This window comes from Ruegeria sp. CDSB117 (assembly GCF_059611005.1).
This window is the reverse complement of record NZ_JBXWOS010000002.1, coordinates 100,670-125,981: the sequence shown is the minus strand read 5'-3', so window position 1 is coordinate 125,981 and position 25,312 is coordinate 100,670. Positions and strand designations below refer to the sequence as shown.

27 protein-coding genes are annotated in these 25,312 nt (G+C 58.8%); 13 read left to right on the top strand and 14 right to left on the bottom strand.

The genetic code is table 11. The annotated features are described in order from the left end of the window. Positions 1-142: 142 nt before the first annotated feature. The 5 genes from lptG (at position 143) to rsmA (ending at position 6,538) form a co-directional block, all read left to right on the top strand. Positions 143-1,243, top strand: coding sequence for an LPS export ABC transporter permease LptG (gene lptG / locus AC2FJC_RS03445; RefSeq protein WP_496738421.1), 1,101 nt, complete (start codon positions 143-145; stop codon positions 1,241-1,243). Further along, complete coding sequence (locus AC2FJC_RS03440; protein ID WP_496738420.1) at positions 1,243-3,405, top strand: LPS-assembly protein LptD; 2,163 nt, start codon at positions 1,243-1,245, stop codon at positions 3,403-3,405. The genes lptG and AC2FJC_RS03440 overlap by 1 nt, the downstream gene beginning before the upstream one ends. Beyond that, on the top strand, positions 3,396-4,649 hold the full coding sequence (locus AC2FJC_RS03435) for a peptidylprolyl isomerase (RefSeq protein ID WP_496738419.1): 1,254 nt from the start codon (positions 3,396-3,398) through the stop codon (positions 4,647-4,649). Before AC2FJC_RS03440 ends, AC2FJC_RS03435 begins: the two co-directional genes overlap by 10 nt. After that, positions 4,646-5,611, top strand: coding sequence for a 4-hydroxythreonine-4-phosphate dehydrogenase PdxA (gene pdxA / locus AC2FJC_RS03430; protein WP_496738418.1), 966 nt, complete (start codon positions 4,646-4,648; stop codon positions 5,609-5,611). The genes AC2FJC_RS03435 and pdxA overlap by 4 nt, the downstream gene beginning before the upstream one ends. 84 nt (positions 5,612-5,695) lie before the next feature. Then, positions 5,696-6,538 carry a 16S rRNA (adenine(1518)-N(6)/adenine(1519)-N(6))-dimethyltransferase RsmA gene (gene rsmA, locus AC2FJC_RS03425; protein WP_113790091.1) on the top strand — a complete coding sequence of 281 codons (843 nt, stop codon included), beginning with the start codon at positions 5,696-5,698 and terminating at the stop codon, positions 6,536-6,538. A gap of 58 nt (positions 6,539-6,596) precedes the next feature. On the opposite strand, the gene AC2FJC_RS03420 is transcribed toward rsmA, so the two are convergent. The 3 genes from AC2FJC_RS03420 to prfA form a co-directional block, all read right to left on the bottom strand. Next, on the bottom strand, positions 6,597-7,187 hold the full coding sequence (locus AC2FJC_RS03420; RefSeq protein ID WP_496738416.1) for a DUF4167 domain-containing protein: 591 nt from the start codon (positions 7,185-7,187) through the stop codon (positions 6,597-6,599). Between the two features lie 237 nt (positions 7,188-7,424). Further along, a complete protein-coding gene (prmC, locus tag AC2FJC_RS03415; RefSeq protein ID WP_496738415.1) occupies positions 7,425-8,270 on the bottom strand; it encodes a peptide chain release factor N(5)-glutamine methyltransferase in 846 nt (281 codons plus the stop codon). Beyond that, entirely contained in the window at positions 8,267-9,322 is a 1,056-nt protein-coding gene (gene prfA, locus AC2FJC_RS03410) for a peptide chain release factor 1 (protein ID WP_496733591.1), read from the bottom strand. The genes prmC and prfA overlap by 4 nt, the downstream gene beginning before the upstream one ends. A gap of 63 nt (positions 9,323-9,385) precedes the next feature. Here prfA and AC2FJC_RS03405 point away from each other — a divergent pair, with 63 nt between their 5' ends. Beyond that, positions 9,386-9,673: a hypothetical protein gene (locus AC2FJC_RS03405; RefSeq protein WP_282168161.1), complete on the top strand. Its 288-nt coding sequence runs from the start codon at positions 9,386-9,388 to the stop codon at positions 9,671-9,673. Here AC2FJC_RS03405 and AC2FJC_RS03400 read toward each other — a convergent pair. From AC2FJC_RS03400 to AC2FJC_RS03385, 4 genes are all read right to left on the bottom strand, one after another. Continuing rightward, entirely contained in the window at positions 9,614-10,021 is a 408-nt protein-coding gene (locus AC2FJC_RS03400) for a DUF1499 domain-containing protein (protein WP_058278155.1), read from the bottom strand. The genes AC2FJC_RS03405 and AC2FJC_RS03400 overlap by 60 nt on opposite strands. 63 nt (positions 10,022-10,084) lie before the next feature. Further along, positions 10,085-11,032 carry an agmatinase gene (gene speB / locus AC2FJC_RS03395; RefSeq protein WP_496738414.1) on the bottom strand — a complete coding sequence of 316 codons (948 nt, stop codon included), beginning with the start codon at positions 11,030-11,032 and terminating at the stop codon, positions 10,085-10,087. 62 nt (positions 11,033-11,094) lie between these two features. Continuing rightward, a complete protein-coding gene (speB, locus tag AC2FJC_RS03390) occupies positions 11,095-12,063 on the bottom strand; it encodes an agmatinase (RefSeq protein WP_282118253.1) in 969 nt (322 codons plus the stop codon). Positions 12,064-12,075: 12 nt separating this feature from the next. Next, positions 12,076-13,239 carry a M20 aminoacylase family protein gene (locus AC2FJC_RS03385; RefSeq protein WP_496738413.1) on the bottom strand — a complete coding sequence of 388 codons (1,164 nt, stop codon included), beginning with the start codon at positions 13,237-13,239 and terminating at the stop codon, positions 12,076-12,078. A 66-nt stretch (positions 13,240-13,305) separates the two neighbouring features. Here AC2FJC_RS03385 and mazG point away from each other — a divergent pair, with 66 nt between their 5' ends. The 3 genes from mazG (at position 13,306) to AC2FJC_RS03370 (ending at position 15,614) form a co-directional block, all read left to right on the top strand. After that, complete coding sequence (gene mazG / locus AC2FJC_RS03380; protein ID WP_496738595.1) at positions 13,306-14,163, top strand: nucleoside triphosphate pyrophosphohydrolase; 858 nt, start codon at positions 13,306-13,308, stop codon at positions 14,161-14,163. Between the two features lie 63 nt (positions 14,164-14,226). Beyond that, positions 14,227-15,168, top strand: a complete 942-nt coding sequence (locus tag AC2FJC_RS03375; protein WP_496738412.1) for a nucleoside hydrolase — start codon at positions 14,227-14,229, stop codon at positions 15,166-15,168. Next, entirely contained in the window at positions 15,165-15,614 is a 450-nt protein-coding gene (locus AC2FJC_RS03370) for a GNAT family N-acetyltransferase (RefSeq protein WP_496738411.1), read from the top strand. The genes AC2FJC_RS03375 and AC2FJC_RS03370 overlap by 4 nt, the downstream gene beginning before the upstream one ends. Positions 15,615-15,662: 48 nt before the next feature. On the opposite strand, the gene AC2FJC_RS03365 is transcribed toward AC2FJC_RS03370, so the two are convergent. From AC2FJC_RS03365 to AC2FJC_RS03340, 6 genes are all read right to left on the bottom strand, one after another. Next, positions 15,663-15,830 carry a hypothetical protein gene (locus tag AC2FJC_RS03365; RefSeq protein WP_496738410.1) on the bottom strand — a complete coding sequence of 56 codons (168 nt, stop codon included), beginning with the start codon at positions 15,828-15,830 and terminating at the stop codon, positions 15,663-15,665. A gap of 152 nt (positions 15,831-15,982) precedes the next feature. Next, positions 15,983-16,522, bottom strand: coding sequence for a GNAT family N-acetyltransferase (locus AC2FJC_RS03360; RefSeq protein ID WP_496738409.1), 540 nt, complete (start codon positions 16,520-16,522; stop codon positions 15,983-15,985). 46 nt (positions 16,523-16,568) lie between these two features. Beyond that, a complete protein-coding gene (eno, locus tag AC2FJC_RS03355; protein WP_496738408.1) occupies positions 16,569-17,846 on the bottom strand; it encodes a phosphopyruvate hydratase in 1,278 nt (425 codons plus the stop codon). A gap of 145 nt (positions 17,847-17,991) precedes the next feature. Next, complete coding sequence (locus tag AC2FJC_RS03350; RefSeq protein WP_496738407.1) at positions 17,992-18,873, bottom strand: DMT family transporter; 882 nt, start codon at positions 18,871-18,873, stop codon at positions 17,992-17,994. 136 nt (positions 18,874-19,009) lie between these two features. Beyond that, positions 19,010-19,423, bottom strand: a complete 414-nt coding sequence (locus tag AC2FJC_RS03345; protein ID WP_496738406.1) for a Fur family transcriptional regulator — start codon at positions 19,421-19,423, stop codon at positions 19,010-19,012. 71 nt (positions 19,424-19,494) lie between these two features. After that, on the bottom strand, positions 19,495-20,199 hold the full coding sequence (locus tag AC2FJC_RS03340; RefSeq protein ID WP_496738405.1) for an endonuclease/exonuclease/phosphatase family protein: 705 nt from the start codon (positions 20,197-20,199) through the stop codon (positions 19,495-19,497). A gap of 205 nt (positions 20,200-20,404) precedes the next feature. Here AC2FJC_RS03340 and AC2FJC_RS03335 point away from each other — a divergent pair, with 205 nt between their 5' ends. Next, positions 20,405-21,292 carry a DMT family transporter gene (locus tag AC2FJC_RS03335; protein WP_496738404.1) on the top strand — a complete coding sequence of 296 codons (888 nt, stop codon included), beginning with the start codon at positions 20,405-20,407 and terminating at the stop codon, positions 21,290-21,292. A gap of 85 nt (positions 21,293-21,377) precedes the next feature. Next, positions 21,378-22,349, top strand: coding sequence for a cation efflux transmembrane domain-containing protein (locus AC2FJC_RS03330; protein ID WP_496738403.1), 972 nt, complete (start codon positions 21,378-21,380; stop codon positions 22,347-22,349). A gap of 11 nt (positions 22,350-22,360) precedes the next feature. Here the strand turns inward: AC2FJC_RS03330 and AC2FJC_RS03325 are convergent, their stop codons facing one another. Beyond that, on the bottom strand, positions 22,361-23,779 hold the full coding sequence (locus AC2FJC_RS03325; RefSeq protein ID WP_496738594.1) for a protein adenylyltransferase SelO: 1,419 nt from the start codon (positions 23,777-23,779) through the stop codon (positions 22,361-22,363). Positions 23,780-23,864: 85 nt separating this feature from the next. On the opposite strand from AC2FJC_RS03325, the gene AC2FJC_RS03320 reads away from it, so the two are divergent. Both AC2FJC_RS03320 and AC2FJC_RS03315 read left to right on the top strand, forming a co-directional pair. Next, positions 23,865-24,284, top strand: a complete 420-nt coding sequence (locus AC2FJC_RS03320; RefSeq protein ID WP_496738402.1) for a cupin domain-containing protein — start codon at positions 23,865-23,867, stop codon at positions 24,282-24,284. A 3-nt stretch (positions 24,285-24,287) separates the two neighbouring features. Then, positions 24,288-25,190, top strand: a complete 903-nt coding sequence (locus tag AC2FJC_RS03315; protein WP_496738401.1) for a fatty acid desaturase — start codon at positions 24,288-24,290, stop codon at positions 25,188-25,190. Positions 25,191-25,312: the final 122 nt, after the last annotated feature.

Sequence of the window (25,312 nt, the reverse complement as noted above, 5' to 3'; positions counted from 1 at the left end):
GAAAAAATCCGACAGGCTCGGGGGAGAAGGTTTTGGCAAGACAGAGCAGGCATAGGCCGTCGCGCACAATTGCGTGCAGCGGTGATTCTGGTCTGCACCCGACCACGGGCTGTTTGCGCGTCTCTTCGGCAGGAGTTCCTTCGTGATCCTCGACCGCTACTTCGCCCGCCGATTCATTCAGAGTTTCCTGGTCATCGGCAGCATTTTCCTGACGCTGATGATTCTGATCGACCTGATCGAACAGGTGCGCCGCTTTGACGATGCGAACCTGTCCTTTGGTCAGCTGTTGCAGTTGACGTTGCTGAATACGCCTGCCGCAATCAGCGAAATGCTGCCGCTGCTGGTCATCCTGTCCACGATCGCGTTGTTTATCGGTCTTGCCCGCAGCTCGGAACTGGTCGTGACCCGCGCCACTGGCCGTTCAGGCATCCGCGCCCTGTTGGCCCCAGTGGTGATCGCCCTGATCATAGGTGCACTGGCAGTGGGCATGCTGAACCCCATCGCAGCCGCCACGTCGGAAGAGTACAAACAGCTTGCCGAATCTTACAAAAACAACGGCGGATCAACGCTGTCGATCAGCGCAGATGGTCTTTGGTTGCGGCAGGGATCGGCCAATGGCCAATCCGTGATTCACGCCCAGGATACATCCAACGGCGACAAGTTCACCCTTAATCAGGTGACGATCATTACCTTCGCCCCGGACGGCACACCGACCCAGCAGATCGTGGCCGACCAAGCCGATTTGGAGAACGGTACGTGGGTTCTGACCAATGCCAAGATCTGGGCGCTGGAAGGCGGTGTGAATCCAGAAACCCACGCCACTGAACACGCGCGGCTTGAGGTTCCCACATCGCTGACACGGCAACGGATTCTGGACACGCTAGGCGATCAAGATTCCGTATCGGTCTATGACCTGCCGGAACTGATCCGTGACCTGCGCGAAGCCGGGTTTTCGACCAAGCAATATGAGGTCTGGTTGCAGGTCCAACTTGCCCGCCCCTTGTTTCTTATGTCGATGGTTCTGATCGGCGCGGCCTTCACCATGCGCCACGTGCGATTTGGCGGCACCGGTATCGCGGTTCTGACCGCCGTCCTGCTGGGCTTTGGCATCTACTTTATTCGCAACTTTGCCCAAATTCTGGGGGAAAACGGTCAATTGCCTATCTTAGTCGCGGCCTGGGCCCCGCCCTTTGCAGCCATTCTTCTGTCCCTCGGCCTTTTGCTGCATGCGGAGGACGGCTGATGCGGCTTATTGCCAGTTTGTTGCTGTCCGGTGCGGTCGCACTGACCATGCCAGCGGGCGCATTCGCGCAATCTCAACCCGCTGCCAACGCTGCACAGGGTACCACGCAAGAGGATCAGCCTGCCCTGCTGGTGGCTGACCGGATCTTTATCACGCCCGAACGCAATCTGGTGGCCGAAGGGAATGTTGAAGCCTTTCAGGGCGACATCAAGGTCACTGCCAAGCGCATCACCTATGACCGCGAAACCGGCAATCTGTCGCTGGAAGGCCCGGTGCGCATTGATCAGGGCGGCGCAACCACGTTGCTGGCGGATTCCGCCGAACTGGATGACGGAATCATGAACGGTCTGTTGATCGGAGCCCGCATGGTGTTCGATCAGCAGGTTCAGATCGCCTCGGTCCAGGCTGCGCGCGCGGGGGGGCGTTATACACAGTTCAGCAAAGTCTCGGCCACGTCCTGCCATGTCTGCGCCAATGGTAAACCGCCGCTGTGGCAAATCCGCGCCCGCAAGGTCACGCATGACCAGTTGGAACGCCAATTGTATTTCGAAGGGGCACAGTTCCGAATACTGGATTTCCCGGTTTTCTACTTCCCCTATCTGCGCCTGCCCGACCCGACACTGGACCGCGCGACGGGCTTTCTTGTTCCGTCGATTCGCACCACATCGCAGTTGGGAACCGGCGTGCAGGTGCCGTATTTCTTTAAGCTTGGCGACCACAGGGACCTGACGCTGACCCCCTATATCTCGGGGAAAACTAGAACACTGGGCTATCGCTATCGCCAGGCATTCAAACGCGGCCGGATTGAGCTGAACGGTGCTTTCACCCGCGACGACCTGCAAGAAAATGAGGATCGGGGCTATCTATTTGCCAACGGTTATTTCTTCCTGAACAACGACTTCCGCCTTTTGTTTGATGTGAAGACGACCTCGGATAACGCGTATCTCGCCGACTATGGTCTGCCTGATTTTGACCGGTTGCGCAGCGAAATCGCGCTTGAGCGGATCAAACGCGATACCGCCTTCCGCACCAGTTTCATCCATTACAAATCCCTGCGAGACAGTGAAAATGAGGAAGTGATCCCATCTCGGATCTTCGACCTGTATTTCCAGAAACGTTACTTCCCAACCTCTGTCGGCGGCGAAGTACGCTTGGGCTTTGTGGCCCACAATCACACACGCACCAGCGATCAGGACATCGTTGGCCGCGATGTCGCGCGCGCCACATTCGATGCGGATTGGATGCGCAGCTGGATTTTCGCATCGGGCCTCAGGGCTGATGCCCGGTTCGGGACATCGGTGGATATCTTTGACATCCGAGATGACAGCCAGTTTCCTGACCAGGTGACCCGCGCGGCCCCCCGCGCTGCACTCACCTTGCGTTACCCGATGACCCGGCGGGAAAAGTCAGGCGCCACGCAGGTGCTTGAACCCATCGCGCAAGTCGGTTGGACGAACGTGACAGATCAGGACGTTCCCAATGACGAAAGCACGTTTCAGGAATTCGACCAGGGGAACCTGTTGTCCCTGTCCCGCTTTCCGGCCCCGGATCGTCGCGAAGATGGCGCGACGGCTGTGTTCGGGGTCAATTGGGCGCGTTATGCCGCAAATGGCTGGCGCGCGCTTGCCACTGTCGGACAGGTCTTCCGCTCGACCGCTGACCCCAACTTCAACCTGACATCGGGCCTTCAGGGCACCGCCTCCGACGTGTTGCTGGCCGGTCAGTTGCAAACCGCAAATGGCTGGTCCTTGGCGGGTCGTGGCCTGTTGAATGGTGATTTCAGCTTTGCCAAGGCCGAGGTACGCGCAGGCTGGAACAAGCCAAATGTCGGCCTAACCGGCAGCTATGTGTGGCAGGAAAAGGATCCGGCAGAAAATGCGAATGACGAGATATCAGAAATTTGGATGAATGGGCGTTACCTTGTTGACCAAAACTGGCTGACACAGGCTTATGCGCGTTATGACCTCAGCGAATCCGAACCGATCCGCTATGGGCTGGGCATTACGTACCAGAATGAGTGTGTAAAGGTTAACATGACCGTCAGCAGACGATTTACCTCATCATCAAGTATTGAGCCTTCGACAGAATTCGGGTTTACCGTTGCCCTGACAGGTTACTCCGTTGAGGGTGGCGGCCAACAGTACAAGAGAAGATGCAGTTGATTTCACGTTTCTCGCGAATAGTCCGTTCCGGTTGGTTAAAGCCGGTTGCACCGGCACTGGCTGCTGCTTTGCTGGCCCTGTCCACTGGTCACAGCCAGGCTCAGAGCCTGTTTTCACCTGCGATCAAGGTGAATCAGGACATTGTCACCTGGTACGAACTTCAGCAACGCCAGCAATTCCTGACCGTTCTGGGTGCCCCTGGCGCAACCGAGGACGAAGTCCGCGACGCGTTGATCGACGAACGACTGCGCAAGCAGGCCATGCGCGACGCAGGAATCGAGGTTGCACCAGAAGACATTCAGGTGGGCATTGATGAATTTGCAGCCCGTGGTCGCCTTTCGACCGATGAATTCCTGCAATTGCTGGGCGAAGCCGGCGTTTCCCCCGAAACCGTACGGGATTTCGTCGCTGATCAGCTTTCGTGGCGCGATTACGTCAGTTCGCGCTTTCTGTCCCAAGCCAGGCCGAGCGACGACGAGATCAACCGGGCTTTAGGACAGGCCGGGAGCGGCGGGCTTCAGGTTCTGTTGTCGGAGATAATCATTCCGGTCACTCCGCAGACCCTTGCACAGGCCGAATTGCTGGCCGAAGAGATTGCTCAGGTTGAAGGTTTCGATGCGTTTTCTTCTGCTGCCACGCAGTATTCAGCTGCTGGCACACGCGATGACGGCGGGCGTTTGGAATGGCTGAACCTAACCGACTTGCCCCCTGCCCTGCAACCTGTGATTCTGGGTCTCAAATCAGGCGACATCACGCAGCCTTTGTCGTTGCCCAATGCCATCGCCCTGTTCCAGCTGCGCGGATTGCGCGAAGTCAGCACCAGCGCGCCGCGATACTCCAAGATCGACTACGCGATTTACAACATGGCCGGCGGTCGCAGTGCCGAAACTCTGGCCAGCGCTGCCCAGCTGCGCGAACAGATCGATACCTGCGACGACCTCTATGGCATCGCCAAGGATCAACCTGCCGCAGTGCTGCAACGTGTTGAAGCCAGCCCCTCCGAGATCCCCCGCGACGTAGCGCTTGAGCTGTCCAAGCTGGACCTGAACGAAGTTTCCACGACGCTGACGGGGAACAATGGCCAGACTCTGAAGTTCCTGATGCTGTGCACACGCACATTGGACCGGGGCGAAGACACGACGCGTGTGGATGTGGCCAACGCCCTCACGCAACAGCGCCTGCAGGCCTTTGCCGAAAGTCTGGTTGAACAGCTCCGCGCCGACGCGACGATTATCGAGCAATGACCGCGCCCATCGCGCTTAGCTGTGGCGATCCTGCTGGAATAGGCCCCGAAATCGCCGCCAAAGCATGGTCAAAACTGCGCGCGAGCTGCCCGTTTTTCTATATCGGCGATGCGGCGCATCTGCCGGCAGGCACGCCCACGCAGCGGATCAGCGATCCGGCACAGGCCATTGATATCTGCGCGAATGCCCTGCCTGTTCTGCAATTGAGCTTTCCCGCCACAAACACAGCAGGCCAACCAGATCCGTCCAATGCGCCCAGTGTGATTGACGCCATCGAAACCGGTGTTTCTCTGGTGCAATCCGGCGCGGCGTCGGCGCTGTGCACTGCACCGATCCACAAAAAAGCCCTGATCGACGGGGCCGGGTTCGCCTATCCCGGCCATACCGAATTTCTCGCCGCTCTGGCCGGGCGCAAGCGTGTCGTTATGATGCTCGCCAGCGATCAGCTTCGCGTGGTGCCCGCAACGATCCACATCCCGCTGTCGCGCGTCCCGTCCGAGCTTACCCCCGATCTGCTGCGCGAAACCATCGCCATTACCGCTGAAGGCCTGCGCAGACAGTTTGGTATCCCCCATCCCCACATCGCCATTGCAGGCCTCAACCCGCATGCGGGCGAAGGCGGTAAAATGGGGCATGAAGAACTGGACTGGATCGCCCCTCTGATATCTGATTTGCCGGGCGATACCTGCACGGTTACCGGCCCACACCCGGCGGACACGATGTTCCACGCCGCCGCCCGCGCCCGATATGACGCCGCAATCGCCATGTATCACGATCAGGCACTGATCCCGATCAAGACACTCGACTTCGACCGTGGCGTGAACGTGACCCTCGGCCTGCCCTTCATTCGCACCTCGCCCGATCACGGCACCGCATTGGATATCGCCGGACAGGGCATAGCAAACCCGACCAGCCTGATCGAGGCACTGAAACTGGCCCAACGGATGGCACAAAGCGCTTGATCCTTCACCTGGCTGAAAATATCCCCGCCGGAGGCAAAAAATCACTGGCGTTCCCCCCCGGACACGCGCCACGGTAATCGGATCATGAGTTCAATCGACACCCTTCCCCCTCTGCGCGAGGTTATCGCGACGCATCAGCTCTCGGCGCGTAAATCGCTGGGGCAGAACTTTCTACTGGACCTCAACCTGACAGCCAAGATCGCGCGGCAGGCAGGGGATCTGACGGAATGCGACGTGCTGGAAATCGGGCCCGGCCCCGGTGGTCTGACCCGCGGTCTGTTGTCCGAAGGTGCGCGCAAGGTCGTTGCGGTCGAAAAGGACACCCGCTGTATCGCTGCCCTGAACGACATCGCTGCTGCTTACCCGGGTCGTCTTGAGGTCATCAACGGCGACGCACTGGAAATCGACCCGCTGGCGCATCTGACCCCACCTATCCGCATTGCCGCAAACCTGCCGTATAACGTTGGCACCGAATTACTGGTGCGCTGGCTGACCCCACCCGAATGGCCGCCGTTCTGGCAAAGCCTGACGCTGATGTTCCAACGCGAAGTCGCCGAACGCATCGTTGCCCAACCCGGGGGCAAAGCCTATGGCCGCCTTGCGATCCTTGCCCAATGGCGGGCCGAGGCGCGCATCGCCATGTCCCTGCCGCCCGGGGCTTTTACGCCTCCGCCAAAGGTCTCAAGCGCTGTTGTGCATCTGACGGCCCTGCCCGAACCGCGTTATCCGGCGGATGCCCGGGTTCTGTCGCGCGTCGTGGCCGCAGCCTTCAACCAGCGCCGCAAGATGCTGCGCGCATCGCTAAAAGGCGTGGCGCCGGATATCGAGGACCGCCTGCTCGCGGCTGGTATCCAACCCACAGAGCGCGCCGAACAAGTCCCGCTCGAAGCGTTCTGTGCGCTGGCCCGGGAAGTTCAAAAAAGCTAATGCGCAAAGAAAAAGCCCCGGAGTGAACTCCGGGGCTTTTTGAACTCTATGGCAGAAATTACTCAGCCGCTTCCGGTGCATCACCGTTGCTTGTCGGTGCGTCCTCTGCCCCCTCTGGCGCGGGCTTTGGCTTACGCGTCCGCGGGCGACGCGGTGCTTTTTCTTTTTTCGCCGGTGCTTCGGCGGCCGCAGCGGGATCCTTGCTTTCCGGGGTCTCGACCAAACCGGATTCCGGGGTGGCTGCCTCGGGTGTGAAATCCATCACGTCCGGTTGCGGCGCTTCGGCCGGGTCCGACTGACGGGCAGCAGCTTCGCGCTCCTGGCGCTCGGCGCGTTCGCGATCCCGCTCGGCCTGACGCTCACGGTTCTGGCGATCTTGCTCTTCGCGGCGCGCTTCCATTTCGCGCTGTGCCTCACTCAACAGGCGCAGATAGTGTTCTGCGTGCTGCTGAAAGTTCTCGGCGGCCACACGGTCATTGGACAGTTGGGCGTCGCGCGTCAACTGATTGTATTTGTCGATAATCTGCTGGGGCGTACCGCGCACCTTGCCTTCGGGACCCGAGCTGTCAAAAACCCGGTTGACGACATTGCCCCCAGAAGGACGGTTGCGGTTATTCTTGACCCGAGAGCGGGATTTGGAAGATCTCATTTACTTTACGTCAGCCTTGTCATTCGCTGTCGATCATCTCGCATCCTGCACTGCTCAAAAGCTTAGCTGTGACGCGATGTCGACTATTTTGGGCTTGGCGTCCGGGGCCCGCTGAACCAGCGTCAGCCCTCCGACTGGTGTTGAGTAAACACGTCCTGTGCGTACAGACAAGGGGGTTGTCCCAAAAATCGCAGCTTTTTTACATTAATCGGCGTATTTCGGCCTCAGGTTGCCGCATTAAAGCGGCATTTTGGCAAAAACGACGCGATCGCGGCCGTCCAGATCGGGAATGATCCTTGTGGCTGTCAAACCCGCCGACTCGAACAAAGCCGCGACGCTTTGCCCCTGCGTTGGCCCGATTTCCACCAGCAGACGACCGCCGGGCAATAGAAAGTCCGGCGCACCCGCGGCGATGCGGCGATAGGCACCCAGCCCGTCCCCTTCGTCCGTCAGCGCCATGCGCGGTTCATGCACGCGCACTTCTGGCGAAAGGTCGGCCATTTCTTGCAGTGAAATGTAGGGGGGGTTCGAAACGATCAGATCAAACTGGCCGTCAATATTCTGAAACCAGTCCGATTGCAGAATTTCCACCCGGCTCTGTACCTGATGCTGCACTGCATTTGCGCTGGCCTGTAGACAGGCGGCCTCGCTCAGGTCCGCGCCAACACCCGAAGCGCTGGCCCGTTCGGCCAGCAACGTGATCAGGATACAACCTGATCCGACCCCCAGATCCAGAACATGATCGAACGGTTCGCTGAGCGCGGCTTCGATCAGCGCTTCGGTTTCCGGCCGTGGGTCCAGCACATCGCGACTGACACGGAACCGTCGGCCATAAAACTCGCGCTCACCCAACAGATGCGACACCGGCACACGCACCGCACGCAACGAAATCAGCTGATCATAACGCTCTGCAATCTCTGGAGACAGCTCTTCGGGTGCGATCAGAGTGACCCGGCTGGCTTCGATCCGTGCCGCGTGGGCCAACAAAACCCGGGCGTCTCGCGCCGGGTCGGCCACACCCGCCGCCCGCAGTCGCGCCGTGGCCGAGACCATCGCTTGTGCTGCTGTCAGTGCGGCGATCATTGCGCCATATCGGCCAGCAGCCGCGCCTGATCGTCGGCAGTTAGCGCGTCGATCACCTCGTCCAGATCGCCCTGCATCACCTGATCCAGCTTATAAAGTGTCAGGTTGATGCGGTGGTCTGTCATGCGGCCTTGCGGGAAATTGTAGGTTCTGATCCGCTCGGACCGATCCCCCGATCCCACCTGACTGGCCCGGTCCGCAGACCGTTCACTGTCGATCCGCTGACGCTCCTGATCATACAGCCGGGTTTTAAGCACTTGCATCGCAATCTCGCGGTTGCGGTGCTGCGATTTCTCCGAGCTTGTCACCACGATCCCGGTTGGCAGGTGAGTGATCCGCACCGCCGAGTCTGTGGTGTTCACGTGCTGCCCCCCCGCGCCTGAACTGCGCATGGTGTCGATACGGATATCATTGGCGTCGATCTGGATATCCACGTCCTCGGCCTCGGGCAAAACCGCGACCGTTGCAGCCGAAGTATGAATGCGCCCACCGCTTTCGGTTTCCGGCACGCGCTGTACCCGGTGCACACCGGATTCGTACTTCATCCGGGCAAACACGTTCTCGCCCTTGATGTGGGCCACGACCTCTTTGATCCCGCCCAAATCCGAAGCCTGTTCTTCGATAATCTCAAACTTCCAACCGCGCGCCTCGGAATATCGCTGGTACATTCGAAGAAGGTCCCCGGCGAACAATGCGGCCTCATCTCCGCCGGTTCCGGGACGAATCTCCAGCATCGCCGGACGCGCATCCGCCGCATCACGCGGCAACAGCGCAAGCTGCAAGGCGTGCTCGGCTTCGGGAATATGGGTCTTCAACGCGGGAATTTCTTCTTCCGCTAGTTCTTTCATGTCCGGGTCGGCCAGCATCGCCTCGGCCTCGGCCAGATCGGCGACCAGCTGACGCCACGCCATGATCTGATCCACAACCGGTTTGAGGTCGGAATATTCTTTGGCCAAGGCCGCAATATCCCCACCCGAGGCACCATCTGCCATGGCCGCTTCGAGGTACTGGAATCGCTGGGTTATCTGTTCAAGTCGTTCTTCGGGGATCATCACGGCGGTGTCTATCAATCCGGCCCTTTGGTCAAGGCCCCTCACTATGCTAGGCTAATGCACATGAAACGGTTGATATTTGTTTTTACACTGATCGTAACACCCGCCCTAGCCGATGTGGTCGGCCCCGGCGGCAAGGTTCAGGACTGCTATTGCACCGACAAATCGGGAACCCGCGTCGAACTGGGCGAGATGATCTGCCTGCAGGTCGACGGCCGCATGTTCATGGCCCAATGCCAGATGTCTCTGAACGTACCGATGTGGCGCGAGGTTCAGGAGGGGTGCTTGTCCTCAGGGCTGCAACAGAGCAAGCCACTCATCAACACGAGCGCGGTTTACCCCAAAATCTGACCGGCCAAACCTGAGACGAGCATAGATGCGAAGCGTGTCTCCGTCCTGTTGCACTGTCGTGTAGTCCGGAAAGCCGATCACTTTCGTACGCGTGATGTAGGTAATCATACCTTCATCAACAGACCCGGCCAGAACTGATGTTCGGTCTGAAACGCGTGCGAACGCATCCAGCCGCAGCAGGCCATCCGGCCCCGTTTCGACCACACGGACGACACCTCCATCAAGATCACGGTCCTGATCACCTATCGGTGCCACATGCCATTTTGCCGGGTCTGATGGTGCAAAACGAATGTATGCTCCAAGCAAAATTACCAGAACAACAATCAGCCACAGCACCATTTTTTTCATCCCCGGACCAGCCCTTTCGCCGACCATATTCGGATCGCTTTGGCAGACAAGGTGCGAACTCTTTTACCGTGACGTCACGCCTGGCAATATGCACAGCAGTTCAAACAACAGGTTTGCTGCGGTCAGCGCCGTGTTGCCGCTGGGATCATAAGGTGGGGACACTTCGACCAGATCGCATCCGACCACGTTCACGCCTGCCAGCGCATGGATCAGCTGCAGGGCTTGCGGCGTGGTCAGCCCACCAATTTCCGGTGTTCCGGTGCCGGGGGCATATGCTGGGTCCAGGCTGTCAATGTCATAGGTGATGTAGACCGGATGATCTCCAATCGTTTTACGGATTTGCGAGCCTATCTCCGTAAGGTTTTGTTGCCACAGCTCCCACGCCGGGAATTGGCGAAAACCCCAGTCCCTGGCTTCGGTGAAGTCACTGGCGGCGTAACCAGAACCGCGAATGCCAATCTGGAATGTCTTGTCCGGAACAATGAGCCCTTCCTCATAAGCCCGCCGGAAGACGGTGCCGTGGGTCTCACGCTCACCAAACATCTCATCATTTACATCGGCATGGGCATCCACGTGGACCAGCGCCACCGGTCCGTGCTTGGCGGCAATGGCGCGCAGGATCGGCAACGTGATCGAATGATCACCTCCCATCGCAACCGGGATAACCGCCTGATCGAGAATGGAAACATAGCTTTCCTTGATGATCTTCAGGCTTTCGGCCAGCGAAAAGGTATTGATCGCCAGATCGCCGATATCCGCAATCTGTAAGCTATCGAACGGAGCTGCGGAATTGGCCATGTTATAAGGCCGGATCATCGCGCTTTCGCTGCGGATCTGTTTCGGCCCGAACCGTGTACCTGACCTCCAAGAGGTGCCGATATCCATCGGGATGCCCAGCACGGCCACATCCAACCCGGCCAGCGAGTCAGCCTGCGGCAACCGCATGAATGTATTCGGCCCAGAAAACCGCGCCAGATCATTGCCGCTGATCGGTTGGTTAAAGTCTGTCATGCCCGTATTTCTCCCGTCCGGCTTTTGGTTAATCAGATACCGGAAAGATGGCTAACCAAAGGTTAATCCTGCACCAGCTTGTTCCACCCCAGCAGGCAAATGATCTGAGTCGCCACATGAGCACCTGCAATGGCCGTGGCACCTGACGTGTCGTAGGGCGGCGACACTTCGACCACGTCCCCGCCTTTGATGTTAATCCCGGCAATGTCGCGCAGGATGATCTGCGCCTGAATGGAACTCAGTCCGCCCCAAACGGGCGTGCCGGTGCCGGGGGCAAAGGCCGGGTCCAGGCCGTCGATGTCAAAGCTCAGATAGACCGGGCTGTCGCCCAAAATACCTTTGATTTTTTTCGCCACTGCGGCGGGGCCGGATTCGTAGACTTCGCGCGCGTCGATGATGTTGACGCCCAGAGTATCCTCGTTGGTCGTGCGGATACCAACCTGAACCGAGCGTTTCGGGTCCACGATGCCGGATTTCACCGCCTTGTAGAACATCGTCCCGTGATCCACGCGGGACATGTCGTCATCGGCCCAAGTGTCGGTATGCGCATCGAATTGCAGCAGAGACATCGGCCCGTGTTTCTCGGCATAGGCCTTGAGGATCGGGAAGCTGATATAGTGATCACCGCCTAACGTGACCGAAGACACATCAGCGGCCAGAATGGTGCGGATGTGGTCGGTCAGTGTGTCGGGAAAGGCCGGGATATTGGCGTAATCATAGGCCATGTCGCCATAATCCACGATCGCCAGCTCGCTGAGCGCATCGAACGGCCAGCCATAGGGCGCATCCGGCGATTGCAGCGCGCTGGCCTCACGGATCGCGCGGGGGCCAAGTCGGGTGCCGGGTCGGTTCGTCACCGCCTGATCAAAGGGCACACCTGTGACGGCGATATCCACGCCTTTTAGGTCCTTGGTGTAGAGGCGACGCAGGAATGAAGTCGCGCCGCCAAAGGTGTTCTCGTAGGACAACCCCTTGAGATCAGGATTGGTAAATGCCTCATCAACCTGATTTTTTGCGTCTTCCAGTGCCATGTCTTTCCCCCATCAGCCCAGCGGCTGTGCCTTTTCGACGATCCGCGCAAAGAACGAAGCGCCGATCGGCGCGATCTCGTCATTGAAATTGTATTTCGGATGGTGCAGCCCCGCGCTCTCGCCCTGCCCTAGAAACAGATAGGCGCCGGGGCGCGATTGCAGCATGTACGAGAAATCCTCGGCCCCCATCTCGCGTCCCATGTTGCCCACCACACGCTCGGCCCCCGACACATCGCGAGCCACCTCGGCGGCAAATCCGGCCTTTTCGCCATCATTGATCGTGGCCGGATAGTTCTTTTCATAGTCCAGCCGCGCCTCGACCCCGTATGAGGTTGCCTGCCCCTGCACGATTTGCTGCATACGCTCGATCACCATCTGCTGAACGTTTGGATCGAAGGTTCGGACAGTGCCGTTGATGAAAGCGGTATCGGGGATCACGTTGTTCACTGTCCCGGTGTGAATCTGTGTCACCGAGACAACCAGATCGTCCAGCGCATAGTGGTTGCGGCTGACGATGGTTTGAATCGCCTGCGCGATGCCACAGGCCGCCATTACCGGATCTCTGGTTTCATGTGGCATGGCGCCATGGCCGCCAACGCCTTGAATATGTATCTCAAACGTATCCACAGCCGCCATGATCGGCCCCGGAGTGGTGTGAAACGCGCCAACGGGCAGGTTTGGCGCATTGTGCAGCGCATAGACCTGAGAGATGTCGAACCGGTCCATGATGCCTTCTTCGACCATCACGCCCGCACCGCCGCCTTCCTCTTCGGCTGGCTGAAAGATCAGCGCCACGCGGCCACGAAAGTTCCGTGTCTCGGCCAGATAGCGCGCAGCACCCAGCAACATCGTGGTATGCCCGTCATGGCCGCAGGCGTGCATCTTGCCCGGCTTGGTCGAGGCGTACTCGACCCCCGTCTCTTCAGGGATCGGCAGCGCGTCCATGTCAGCACGCAGACCGATCGTCGGCCCGTCACCCCGCCCGTTAATGATCGCGACGATCCCGGTCTTGGCAATACCTTCGTGCAACTCGTCCACTCCGAATTCGCGCAGACGGTCCGCAACAAATGCCGCCGTTTCATAGCATTCGAACTCAAGCTCGGGGATTGAATGCAAGTGTTTGCGCCATGCGGCCATGTCGGCTGAGTAATCGGCAATTCGGTTGACGACGGGCATCTGGGCTGGACTCCTGATCGGGACTGCGGAATGGATGCATCTGACACCGGAACGAAAGGGTTCGCAATGGCCGAAAATCCTCTGATCCAAGACAGCGAAGCGGGTATCGAGCGCCTGCTGGAAATAATGCGCCGCCTGCGCGACCCGGAAACGGGCTGTCCTTGGGATATCGAACAGGATTTTGCAACCATCGCCCCCTACACGATCGAAGAGGCATATGAGGTCGCGGACGCCATCGAGCGCGAAGCCTATGATGAGCTGAAAGGCGAGCTGGGCGATTTGCTATTCCAGTCGGTCTTTCACGCACAAATGGCCGAGGAAGCCGGGCATTTCACCTTTCAGGACGTGGTGCGGACCATGTCGGACAAGATGGTCGACCGTCACCCGCATGTATTTGGCGATGAATCCCGCGATAAATCAGCGGACCAGCAGACCTTGGATTGGGAAACCATCAAGGCGGCAGAGCGCGCGGGCAAGGAACAGAAAGGGGCGCTGGACGGTGTCGCGGCCAACCTGCCTGCCCTGTTGCGCGCGCACAAACTTCAGAAACGCGCGGCCCGCGTAGGGTTTGACTGGCCCGATGCCAGCCATGTGTTGGCCAAGATCACCGAAGAGGCTGCAGAGCTGGAGGAAGCGCGTAATGCTAAGGACGCAGACGCGCTGGAGGATGAATTCGGTGATCTTCTGTTCGTGATGGTCAATCTGGGCCGTCATCTGGGCATCGAGCCTGAGGCCGCCCTGCGCCGCACCAACGCCAAGTTCACGCGACGGTTCGAGCAAGTCGAAGCCCGGCTGGCTACGCGCGGGAAAACACCATCTCAAAGCGATCTCGAAGAAATGGATGCGCTTTGGGACGAAGTCAAAATCGAAGAGCACCGCGCCAATGGCAAACTCCCGCCGGTGGATGCGACAACGCAAGGCTGAAACCGCTGGACAAGCGTGGTGACACTTGCGAGTGTCCGCGCTTCAAGACCCCGGAGGCAAAGCATGGCACCGCGCAAGATCATCATCGACACCGACCCCGGGCAAGACGACGCCGTCGCCATCCTGCTTGCGTTGGCCAGCCCGGAAGAGATCGAGGTTCTGGGCATCACCGCTGTCGCCGGGAATGTGCCGTTGGAACTGACGGCCAAAAATGCGCGGATCGTCTGTGAACTGGCCGGCCACACGCATATTCCTGTTTATGCCGGATGTGACCGCCCGTTGAACCGCCCTCTGGTCACCGCAGAACATGTGCACGGCAAGACCGGCCTCGACGGCCCCGTCCTGCCTGATCCGGAAATGCCGCTGGCCGACGGGCACGCGGTCGACTTCATCATCGACACCCTGCGCGCACATGAGCCGGGAACCGTCACACTTTGCCCGCTTGGCCCGTTGACGAACATCGCATCCGCCTTTCAAAAAGCGCCTGATATTGTTGATCGGGTACAGGAAATCGTTCTGATGGGCGGTGCGTATTTTGAGGTCGGAAACATCACCCCGGCAGCGGAGTTCAACATCTATGTCGACCCCGAAGCTGCTGATATCGTGTTTAAATCCGGCGTTCATGTCGTCGTTATGCCGCTAGACGTGACCCATGATGCGCTGGTCACGAAACATCGCAATGACGCCTTCCGCGCGCTCGACAGTAAGGTCGGGCATGCCGTGGCCGAGATGACGGATTTCTTCGAACGATTCGATATAGAGAAATACGGCTCAGAAGGCGCGCCGCTGCACGACCCCTGCGTGACCGCCTATCTGATCCAGCCCGAGCTGTTCTCGGGCCGGCACATTAACGTACAGATCGAAACGCAGTCCGAACTGACGATGGGTATGACCGTCGCCGATTGGTGGCGCGTGACCGACCATCCGCCCAACGCGATGTTCATGGGAGAAGTCGACGCAGACGGCTTTTTCGCCCTGCTGACCGAACGGCTGGCCCGGCTATGAGCGCTGCACTTCGCCTTGCGCGCCCCGAAGATCTGGACCGCCTGATGGGCTTGGTGACCGCGTTCCACACCGAAGCCGGGATTGCGCAGGACATGGACCAGACCCTCAATGCGCTGACCCCCTTGCTAGAGGGTATTCCCCACGGCTGCGTCTATCTGATCGGCCCAGGGCGCGCGCCGCTGGGCTATGTCATCCTGACTTTCGGCTGGTCGGTCGAATTTGGCGGCATGGACGGCTTCATAGACGAAATCTACATCCGCCCGGCCGTACGCGGCCGTGGCATCGCCACCGAAGTGTTGCTTGACCTGCCAAAAGCTCTGGCCGAGGCCGGTCTGACCGCCCTTCACCTAGAAGTCGATCGCACAAACGAGGCCGCGCATAAACTGTACTTGCGCACCGGCTTCAAACCGCGCGATCGCTATGTTTTGATGAGCCGAAAGCTCTAAATCGGTCAGATACTTACGGGCGTCGCCGCCCGTCCCCCCATGAAAGCCCTAGCGGGCTTCACCGCGATACATGTAGGTCGGCGATTCCATTGCCAAAACCGGGTCACTTGCGGACACCGCCTCCCCGGTGATCGGATAAGTGCCCGGCCCCGCACAGGCCGCCAAAAATACAGTGCTGATCACTAAAGCTACGAGAAGGATTTTCGAACCAGTCATGTCGTTCCCCTTTCTGTAATGCAGGCACATTACGAGACACCGGGATCGGACAAATAGGTAAAAGTTCACACAAAATTGAATTTATGTAGGTATATTTCTAACAAGTTTGATTTTTACAAGCGAAAACAGCACGTAAGGCTTTGAAAAAAAAATCACTCAATTTGCGAGTTTTCTGCCTGAGCACCGGACAAAGGCATCTCAAAAAACAATAATGTGTCTTTCGCGATCTCCGGAATCTCGGAATATGCGTCGCGCAGTTGGAAGCCCATCGACAGGTACAGACGCGTTGCCGATTCCAATGGTTTGCCCGTGTCCATGCGAATACAGTCGAACCCCTGTTTTCGGCACTGTTCAATCAAGGACATCATGACCGCATATCCTGCCCCTGTCCCTCGGGCGGCGTCATTTACAAACACCCGTTTAATTTCGGCAATGCCCGGCCCGATTGTCCGGAACATTCCGCACCCAACGGCATGTCCATCCTTTAATACCAGCCGTACACCACCGCCCGGTGGGGCGTGTTCGACTTCGATCTCGTCCATCAGCCGGGCATAAACGTCGCGGGGATAAAAGGTTTTTACGACGCGCACGGACTTGGCGTCCAACGTCAGCAGGAAGTCGCGATATTCCCAACACAAACGCCGAACCTCATCAAAGTGGTCCAGCGTTTCAGCTTCGATTACTTTAAGCAAAACACGATCCTCGAAAAACACGAGGATCAGTCTAGCATTATTGATCTCAGTTGCGAAGGATTGACGCGCCTGCGTATTCCGCGACTTCACCCAGCGATTCCTCGATACGGATCAGTTGGTTGTACTTGGCCAGCCGGTCCGACCGCGCCAGCGAGCCGGTTTTGATCTGACCACAGTTAGTCGCAACCGCCAGATCGGCGATGGTCGCGTCCTCAGTCTCGCCCGAGCGGTGCGACATCACGTTGGTATAGCCTGCGCGGTGGGCCATATCGACCGCGCGCAGGGTTTCGGTCAACGAGCCGATCTGGTTCACCTTGACCAGCATCGAGTTGGCGCAGCCACGCTCGATCCCTTCGGCCAGACGCGCCGGATTGGTTACGAACAAGTCGTCCCCCACCAGTTGGACTTTATCGCCGATGGCGTCAGTTAGGGCCTTCCAGCCGTCCCAGTCATCTTCGGACATGCCGTCTTCGATCGATATGATCGGATAGTCTTTGACCAGAGCCGCCAGATACTCGGCGTTTTCCTCGGACGTCAGCGAAATTTTCTCGCCCGACAGGACGTATTTGCCGTCCTTGTAGTACTCGGTTGCTGCACAATCCAACGCCAGATGGATTTCCTCACCTGGCTTGTAGCCAGCCTTTTCGATGGACTGGAGGATGAAATCCAGCGCTTCGCGGGTCGAGGCGATATTGGGCGCAAAGCCGCCCTCGTCGCCAACACCGGTGGCCAGACCAGCCGCCGACAACTCACGTTTCAGCGTGTGGAACACCTCGGAGCCCATGCGCACAGCTTCGCGGATATTCGCGGCCGAGGTCGGCATGATCATGAATTCCTGAATGTCGATCGGGTTGTCGGCATGCTCACCACCGTTGATGATGTTCATCATCGGAACCGGCAATACACGGGCCGAGGTGCCGCCGACATAACGGTACAAAGGCTGCGTCGTGAAATCCGCCGCTGCTTTGGCGGTCGCCAGCGACACACCCAGAATAGCGTTTGCGCCCAGACGGCTCTTGTTTTCGGTCCCGTCTAGTTCGATCATCGCACCGTCGATGGCGACCTGCTCGGTCGCATCATAGCCGACCAGCTCTTCGGCGATCTCGCCGTTCACAGCGGCGACAGCTTCAAGCACACCCTTGCCCATATAACGGGATTTATCACCGTCACGCTTTTCCACCGCCTCATACGCACCGGTTGACGCACCCGAAGGCACAGCAGCGCGGCCCAAGGTGCCGTCTTCCAGAATCACGTCCACTTCGACGGTTGGGTTGCCCCGGCTGTCCAGGATTTCGCGTGCGTGGATGTCGATGATGGTGCTCATGAGGCCCGTCCCTATGGCTGCATTTGGTTGCATGCCTCATAACATTACCGGGCCAAAAGTAAACCAGCGATGTTATCGCTAACGGGCATATTCATGGGCGTTTAGGGCTAACAGCCACGTGTTTGCGCCAACGTGCGACGATCCGTCAGGCTGCAACCACCATGTCACACGCCAACCTGCGTTCGCGAACAAAGGTGTACATGCCAGAGCCGAGGATCAACGCGGCACCGGCCACAGTCATCAAATCAGGCCGTTCGCCAAACATCAACATCCCTGCCGCGATGGAAAACACGAGCCGGCTGTACCGGAAAGGTGTCAGGGCCGAGGCCTCACCGATCCGCATGGCCGTCACGATGCCGTAATATCCCAGGACGCCAAAGCCGATTGCCCCCAGATACGGACCAATCTGGGCGTTCTGCAGCGGGACAATGGGCTGAGCCAAAAATACCATCAGAACCACCCCGGCAAGGGCAACGGCGATATACGCCTGCATGGCAACAACGGACGAGGCCACACGGACGTCCAGCTTGCGTGTGATCAGATCACGTGCGGCGATCGCAATAACGGTCGCCACCACGAACAGCGACTCGGGCTGGAACCCCTCCAGACCCGGACGAATAATCATCAGGACACCGATAAAGCCGATCCCGATGGCGCTCCAACGTCGCCAACCGACTTGCTCGCCCAGAAATAGCGCGGCGCCCATGGTCACGGCCAGCGGCATGGCCTGAAATACGGCGGCAACCGTAGACAACTCGACCAGAGACAGCGCAGTGACAAAGGTCAGGGCACCAACCGCTTCTGTCGCTGCCCGCGCCAGCGGCAGGCCTTGCCACGCCACCGGATCTAGGATGCGTTTGCGCGTGGTCAACGACATCGCGACGAAGACCAGTCCACATACCAACCCCAATGCGATCATGATCTGGCCCGTAGGGACAGTGATCGACAAATGCTTGATGAACATGTCCTCAAGCGCGAAGGCCGCCATCGATCCGATGATCAGCAAGATGCCGTGTACGTTGTTCATACGCGTGTCCGTTGAGATGGCGCGGGAAATTCCGCGACCTTAAGTCAGCAAAACCGTAACATCGGCGACGCCGCAAGCCATATTGCGACATGATTGATGAATTGCCGTGCGGCAACCAATCGCGTTTCGTGATGAATCAATCTTGTTCCAGCGGCACGCCGTACAGTTCCAGCCGGTGCCCTTTCAGCTTGTACCCAAGCTTGGCTGCGATCTTTTCCTGCAGGGCCTCGATCTCGGGGTCGACAAATTCGATCACTTCCCCCGACTGCATGTCGATCAGGTGGTCGTGGTGGTCTCTCTCGGCATCTTCATAGCGGGCGCGTCCATCACCGAATTCCAACCGCTCCAGAATCCCTGCCTCTTCGAACAGCTTTACGGTGCGATAGACCGTGGCAATCGAGATACCCGAATCCACTTTTGAGGCGCGCGCATACAGCTCTTCTACATCCGGATGGTCATCGCTTTGCTGCAAGACCTGAGCAATCGTGCGGCGCTGACCCGTCATGCGCAAACCTTTGGCTTCGCAGCGGGCGATGATCGTGTCGGACATAGTGACCCTCAGAGTAGTTCGGGTTTCTGTCTTAATACGTCTGCGCCGCTGGCGCCACAGGGGAATTGCGCCTAAGCAACCCGGCGAAGATCAGCCCATATCGGCAGGTGATCTGATGCGATATGCGCAGGCCGCGCTTTGTGGACGCCATGCACAACGGCTTCAAGCCCAGCGCCCAGCGCGATCCGATCCAGTGCGCCCAGAGGCTGTGCAGCCGGGAAACTGGGAACCGGGGGTAAAAATCGCATGTCGGGTGCAAGATGATCGAGCACTGGCTGGCGCGACCACTCGTTGAAATCTCCGGCCCATACGGTAGGCATCTGATCCAGATCCTCATCGCAGCGCCGGAGTTGATGAATCTGTTGCCGCCGAGATGCGGGCAAAAGACCCAGATGCATCCCCATCACCCGAAGTGGCCCGATCTGGGTATCGAACTCTACCCGCACGGCACCGCGGGGTTCCAACCCAGGCAAATCATGGTGACCGGTCTTGCGCACGTCGATTTTGTCTCCGCGCCAGATGACGGCGTTGCCGTGCCAGCCCAAGCTGCCTGCGCCCCCCAGATCGACAATCTGCCAACCGGCTTCATCCAACATGAAATGCGGTAAGGCCGCGGGTCGTGGCGGCAAACGTTTGTCGGCCTCCTGCAGCACCACGATATCGGCTTGCATGCTGTCGATGACCTGCATGATGCGCTGCGGTTGGCGGCGAAAATCCAAGCCCACGCATTTCTGGATGTTATAGCTTGCAATCCGCAGGGTTGATTGAGGCGACATAAGGTTCCGATCAAATGGACGAACCCCAAAGTGCCACGCTGGTGGCGGGGCGCAACCCTAGTCTTCTGCAGGAGCGGCAAATAAGAGCTTTTCGCGCTGCCAAAGTGCGCAATATTCTGGCAGACGGCGCGGTCAGGAATGCTGCGCTTGATCAACGGGGTGCCGATACTCTATCCCCGTGGAACGCGTCCAATTGAGGCCTGCAGTGGTTTCCAGCAACACACTCTCGAACAACCGCACCTGGGCAAGCATTGTCCTGGTGATCGGTGGCATGATGTGGGGTCTCTATTGGATCCCCGTTCGGTTTCTCTTTGACCTAGGCCTGACCGGGCCCTGGCCGGGTATTGCGATGTATAGCGTTGCGCTGCTGGGCCTGGTTCCCTTCATCTGGAAAGAGCGAGGAACGCTGGCCCTGCAATGGCGCGACCTCGTGTTCAGCGGTGTGTTCACCGGCGCGGCCTTCAGTCTTTATTCCATCAGCCTTGTCTATACGGATGTGGTGCGGTCGATCCTGTTATTCTACCTCACGCCGATCTGGGGCACGATTCTGGGCCGGGTGTTTCTGGGTGAACGCCTGACTCTGGGGCGGCTTGCGGGACTTGCCTGCGGCGTCGGTGGTCTGTTCGTCGTGCTGGGCGACAAAGGTGGTATTCCACTGCCCCAAAACAGCGGCGACTGGATGGCGTTGGCCTCGGGCATGTGCTGGGCGCTGGGTACGTTGGGGCTGTACCGAACCAGTACGATCTCAGCCTCGGGTCAGGTCTTTGCCTTTGTCGCAGGCGCGCTGATCCTTTCCCTGGTCAGCCTCACGGTCCTGCCCGAACCCGTGTTGCCGACAATTGTGCAGGCGGATATTCTTTGGACCCTTCAGTTTGTACTGCTGTCGGCCTTCTACACCTTACCCATGGTGTTCATGACCATTTGGCCCGCGACCAAACTGTCCCCTGCCCGCGTCGGTATCTTGTTGATGAGCGAGGTGGTCGTCGGCCTGGCCTCGGCCGCCGCATTCTCGGGCGAGCCGTTCGGGTTGCGTGAGTTGTTGGGCGCTATCCTGATTGTCAGTGCCGCTGTGCTTGAAATCGTGCGGGACTAGGACGGCACGCCATCGCAGGTGTTGGCCTATCCTCTTCGAACAGGTATCTGTTGCGGAGTTTGATGCCCTATCAGGACGTTACCAGATGTCGATGCCAAATGCAGAACGCAGAAAGCAGCTTGAGGGGCGCGCTCTCATCGTTGCCATGGGCGGCAACCTGTTCATGGGTGGGGCGGGTATTCTGGCCGGGATCCTGTCAAACTCTAACGCGATCATGATGGACGGCCTGTATTCGCTGGTCGGCTTTGGATCGGCATTCCTTGGCCGCCGTATCAGTTTGAAGATTGATGCAGGCCCCGACAAGCGCCGCCCGTTTGGCTATGCAGCGGATGAGGCGATCTTTTCCACCTTCCGCTCTTTGTCTCTGTTAGGACTGGTGCTGTTCGCCATCTCGAACGCGACTAAAAACATCTACAGCTACTACAACGGCATGATGCCTGAACCGCTGATATTTGGGCCGATGTTCATCTACTTCGCTGCCATCGGCCTTACCTGCGTGCTGTTATGGGCGTTTCACTATTTCACTTGGAGGCAGACCGGGAAGGCCAGTGCAATCCTACGGCTGGAATCCAAGGCAGCGCTGTTCGATGGTCTGTTCACGGCCGCCGCAGCAATTGGCCTTGGGGCAATCTACCTGTTCCGGGATGGGGCCCTATCGGCGATCGCACCCGTCGGCGACTCGATCATCGTACTGTTCCTGTGCGTTCTGGCCATCGGATCATACCTACGCGACTTCCGTGGTGGGTTGGGTGAGCTGGCAAACGCCACCGCAAGCCCCGACCTTCTTGCTGCTGCGCGTCGGGCTTTGCGCCCGGCGATCGCAGAGGACGGTGGCGCATTGCGGGACATGTCAGTAACCAAGCAAGGTCGGACCATTCTGATCACCGTCTACTACAACCCGCTGCGCGCGATTACCGCCGAAGACGTCGACACCCTGAACCTGCGCATGGTCCGCGATGCGCGCAGGGCAATCGACGGGGCGGATGTCTACCTGATGATCTCGCAATACGCCCGCCGTTGGCCGGATGAGGTCAATCCCTATCGTGATGAGGTCTGAGCGCCAGAACTTCAGGTTCCACAGAACGTCGCATGGACAACTTCGGTCTCTGATGGCGGGCGTTTCAGATCATCCGTATCGGACTGATCCTCATAAGGTCGCGCCAGAACAGTGTTCAGCCTTTGGAACGGCTCGTAATCGCCCTGAACGGCCGACTGTATCATTTGTTCAACCCGGTGATTGCGCGGAATGAAAGCCGGGTTTGCGGCGGACACTACGGCGGATGGGTCCTGCTCACGCCCCAGACGCGCGGCCCACCCGTCGGACCAGGTGTCGTACGCCGCAGGATTGGTGAACTGATCACGTGCGGCATCACTGCCCAGCGCCCTGAAGGTGTTGGTGAAATCCGCTTGGTTCTGCGCCATGCGCGTCAGCAGATCCGAGATCAGTTCCAGATCGCCCTCTTCTTCGGTCATCAACCCGATCTTGGCGCGGAACCGCTTCAACCAGCTCTCCTGTAGCTGCGCAGGCATGGCGTGTACGATCTCGGTCGCCTCTTCAACGGCAGCGTCCTTGTCTTCCATCTGCTGAATCAGTGCCGTCGCCAGTTGTGCCACGTTCCAAACGGCAATGTCGGGCTGGTTGGAAAAAGCATAGCGCCCCATCCGGTCAATCGAGCTGTAGACCGTGTTCGGATGATAGCTGTCCATAAAGGCGCAAGGTCCATAATCGATGGTCTCACCCGCGATTGAGCAATTGTCGGTGTTCATCACCCCATGGATAAAGCCAACACTCATCCATGCTGCGATCAATTGCGATTGCGCCTCCACCACCGCGCGCAGCAGGCCCATCGGACAATTCGCGTCAGGATAGTGGCGGTCTATTGCGTATTCCGTCAGGCGGCGCAGGCTGTCCAGCTGTCCACGCGCGGCGAAAACCTGAAATGTCCCGACCCGTAGATGGCTTTGCGCCACACGGGTCAGAACCGCACCGGGCATCGGCCCCTCGCGCAGAACGACCTCTCCGGTCTCAACCGCCGCCAGCGCGCGGGTCGTCGGGATACCCAGCGCATGCATTGCCTCGGACACCACGTATTCCCGCAGCACAGGCCCAAGCCATGCGCGGCCATCCCCCTGACGGCTGAACGGGGTTGGACCGGACCCTTTGAGCTGGATATCCCGGCGGAGGCCATCTGTCCCGATCGTTTCGCCCAGCAGTACAGCGCGGCCGTCCCCAAGCTGCGGGTTATAATTGCCGAACTGATGTCCCGAATAAAGCTGCGCAATCGGCTCTGCGCCTTCGGGCAGCGTGTTGCCAGCGAAGGCTTCAGCCATCTCCTCTACCTCCCCCGGTGTGACCTTCAATACCTTCGCCAATTCCGAGTTGAATGCGATCAGGCGTGGGGCACGCACAGGTATAGGTGCCTGCCGCGCATAAAAGCTGTTGGGAAGGCGGGCGTAGCTGTTATCAAACGGGATGGTCAGGGTCATGCGGCAAACATATTCCTTGCGTACACGAATACCATAGCGGATCGCACCTTCCCGTGCATAATCATCGCAAAAGACACGAGGCCCCATGACCGCACAAGAGATCATCGACCACCTGAGACTGGAACAACACCCGGAGGGCGGTTGGTTTCGCGAAACCTGGCGCGCGGATAACGCAGGCCGCGCCACCGGGACCTGCATCTATTTCCTATTGGCCGCTGGTGAAAGCAGCCACTGGCACCGCGTGGACGCCACCGAAATCTGGCTCTACCACTCTGGTGCTCCGCTGATCCTGTCGCTGAGCGCTACGGATGACGGTCCAGCCACCGATCACATCCTGGGCCCAGACCTTTCAAAGGGCGCACCGCAACTAATCGTGCCCGAAAAACACTGGCAGGCGGCGCGCACCACCGGAGACTATACGTTGGTCAGTTGCACTGTTTCGCCCGGGTTCCAGTTTGACGGTTTCGAACTGGCCGAGCCAGGGTTCGACATAGCGCGTGGATGATGCATGGATCACCGCGCCCTCATAGCGTCGCTGCCACCTGAGGCCAAAGATCAGCTACAACGGCGCTCGGACACAGCAGGTCTGCGGCATCTACTGGGCTACCTGGTGTTACTGTCCGCCACCAGTGCGGGTATCGCGTGGCGGGTCCCTCTCTGGCCGGTCCTGATCCTGCCACAGGGTGTCTTGTTGGTGTTTCTGTTCACGCTTAGCCATGAATGCACCCATAAGACCCCGTTCAAGACCGGCTGGCTGAACGACGCTGTCGGGCATCTTGTTTCAGTACCGATCGCCCTGCCCTTCACGTGGTTTCGATATTTTCACCTTGCGCACCACAAATGGACGAACCACCCGGAAAAAGACCCCGAGCTTGGCGGTAAGCCACGACCGCAAGACCGGCTGAGCCTGCTGATCTATCTGTCGGGCTGGCCTTACTGGAAAGGCATGGCACTTGTCCTGTTCCAAAACGCCTTTGGTAACATCGACGCCCCGTACCTACCGGCGCGCCAACACGCCGCCATGCGGGCTGAGGCACGTCTGCTGCTGATACTCTACGCGGTCGCAGCCCTAAGCCTGCTCCTGTCGCCGCTGCTCCTCTGGCTTTGGATTTTACCCGTTCTGCTGGGGCAACCATTCCTGCGCCTCTATCTACTGGCGGAACACGGCCTGTGTCCGCCAGTCGCCAACATGCTCGAGAACTCGCGCACCACGTTCACCAACCGGATCGTGCGTTTTGTGGCCTGGAACATGCCCTATCACGCCGAACACCACGCCTTTCCGAATGTGCCCTTCCACCAGCTACCCGCGTTGCATCACTGGACACGGGAACATCTTAAATCGACTTCGGACGGATACTCGGAGTTTACGATTGATTATGTACGCAGTGTGAAGCGGCAATCATTCAGCTAGTTGGTTACGAATTGGCTGCTTTGAGCCCATTTTGCCGATTGCTGCAATGTGCACGAATGACCGCTGAACAGGTGCAGGCAAGGACCCAACATTCGCTTGTCAACTAAATGCAATGCTTGATG

Excerpts from the sequence above, each read along its gene's own strand:
- AC2FJC_RS03325 (WP_496738594.1), bottom strand. The coding sequence starts at position 23,779 with ATGACCCTGACCATCCCGTTTGATAACAGCTACGCCCGCCTTCCCAAC.
- AC2FJC_RS03420 (WP_496738416.1), bottom strand. The coding sequence starts at position 7,187 with ATGAGATCTTCCAAATCCCGCTCTCGGGTCAAGAATAACCGCAACCGT.
- AC2FJC_RS03440 (WP_496738420.1), top strand. The coding sequence starts at position 1,243 with ATGCGGCTTATTGCCAGTTTGTTGCTGTCCGGTGCGGTCGCACTGACC.
- AC2FJC_RS03400 (WP_058278155.1), bottom strand. The coding sequence starts at position 10,021 with ATGAAAAAAATGGTGCTGTGGCTGATTGTTGTTCTGGTAATTTTGCTT.
- AC2FJC_RS03370 (WP_496738411.1), top strand. The coding sequence starts at position 15,165 with ATGAGCGCTGCACTTCGCCTTGCGCGCCCCGAAGATCTGGACCGCCTG.
- AC2FJC_RS03385 (WP_496738413.1), bottom strand. The coding sequence starts at position 13,239 with ATGCCCGTCGTCAACCGAATTGCCGATTACTCAGCCGACATGGCCGCA.
- mazG (WP_496738595.1), top strand. The coding sequence starts at position 13,306 with ATGGCCGAAAATCCTCTGATCCAAGACAGCGAAGCGGGTATCGAGCGC.
- prfA (WP_496733591.1), bottom strand. The coding sequence starts at position 9,322 with ATGATCCCCGAAGAACGACTTGAACAGATAACCCAGCGATTCCAGTAC.
- AC2FJC_RS03405 (WP_282168161.1), top strand. The coding sequence starts at position 9,386 with ATGAAACGGTTGATATTTGTTTTTACACTGATCGTAACACCCGCCCTA.
- AC2FJC_RS03435 (WP_496738419.1), top strand. The coding sequence starts at position 3,396 with ATGCAGTTGATTTCACGTTTCTCGCGAATAGTCCGTTCCGGTTGGTTA.
- speB (WP_496738414.1), bottom strand. The coding sequence starts at position 11,032 with ATGACAGACTTTAACCAACCGATCAGCGGCAATGATCTGGCGCGGTTT.
- pdxA (WP_496738418.1), top strand. The coding sequence starts at position 4,646 with ATGACCGCGCCCATCGCGCTTAGCTGTGGCGATCCTGCTGGAATAGGC.
- AC2FJC_RS03345 (WP_496738406.1), bottom strand. The coding sequence starts at position 19,423 with ATGTCCGACACGATCATCGCCCGCTGCGAAGCCAAAGGTTTGCGCATG.
- AC2FJC_RS03375 (WP_496738412.1), top strand. The coding sequence starts at position 14,227 with ATGGCACCGCGCAAGATCATCATCGACACCGACCCCGGGCAAGACGAC.
- AC2FJC_RS03350 (WP_496738407.1), bottom strand. The coding sequence starts at position 18,873 with ATGAACAACGTACACGGCATCTTGCTGATCATCGGATCGATGGCGGCC.
- AC2FJC_RS03315 (WP_496738401.1), top strand. The coding sequence starts at position 24,288 with ATGGATCACCGCGCCCTCATAGCGTCGCTGCCACCTGAGGCCAAAGAT.
- prmC (WP_496738415.1), bottom strand. The coding sequence starts at position 8,270 with ATGATCGCCGCACTGACAGCAGCACAAGCGATGGTCTCGGCCACGGCG.
- rsmA (WP_113790091.1), top strand. The coding sequence starts at position 5,696 with ATGAGTTCAATCGACACCCTTCCCCCTCTGCGCGAGGTTATCGCGACG.
- speB (WP_282118253.1), bottom strand. The coding sequence starts at position 12,063 with ATGGCACTGGAAGACGCAAAAAATCAGGTTGATGAGGCATTTACCAAT.
- AC2FJC_RS03330 (WP_496738403.1), top strand. The coding sequence starts at position 21,378 with ATGTCGATGCCAAATGCAGAACGCAGAAAGCAGCTTGAGGGGCGCGCT.
- AC2FJC_RS03320 (WP_496738402.1), top strand. The coding sequence starts at position 23,865 with ATGACCGCACAAGAGATCATCGACCACCTGAGACTGGAACAACACCCG.
- AC2FJC_RS03365 (WP_496738410.1), bottom strand. The coding sequence starts at position 15,830 with ATGACTGGTTCGAAAATCCTTCTCGTAGCTTTAGTGATCAGCACTGTA.
- AC2FJC_RS03340 (WP_496738405.1), bottom strand. The coding sequence starts at position 20,199 with ATGTCGCCTCAATCAACCCTGCGGATTGCAAGCTATAACATCCAGAAA.
- eno (WP_496738408.1), bottom strand. The coding sequence starts at position 17,846 with ATGAGCACCATCATCGACATCCACGCACGCGAAATCCTGGACAGCCGG.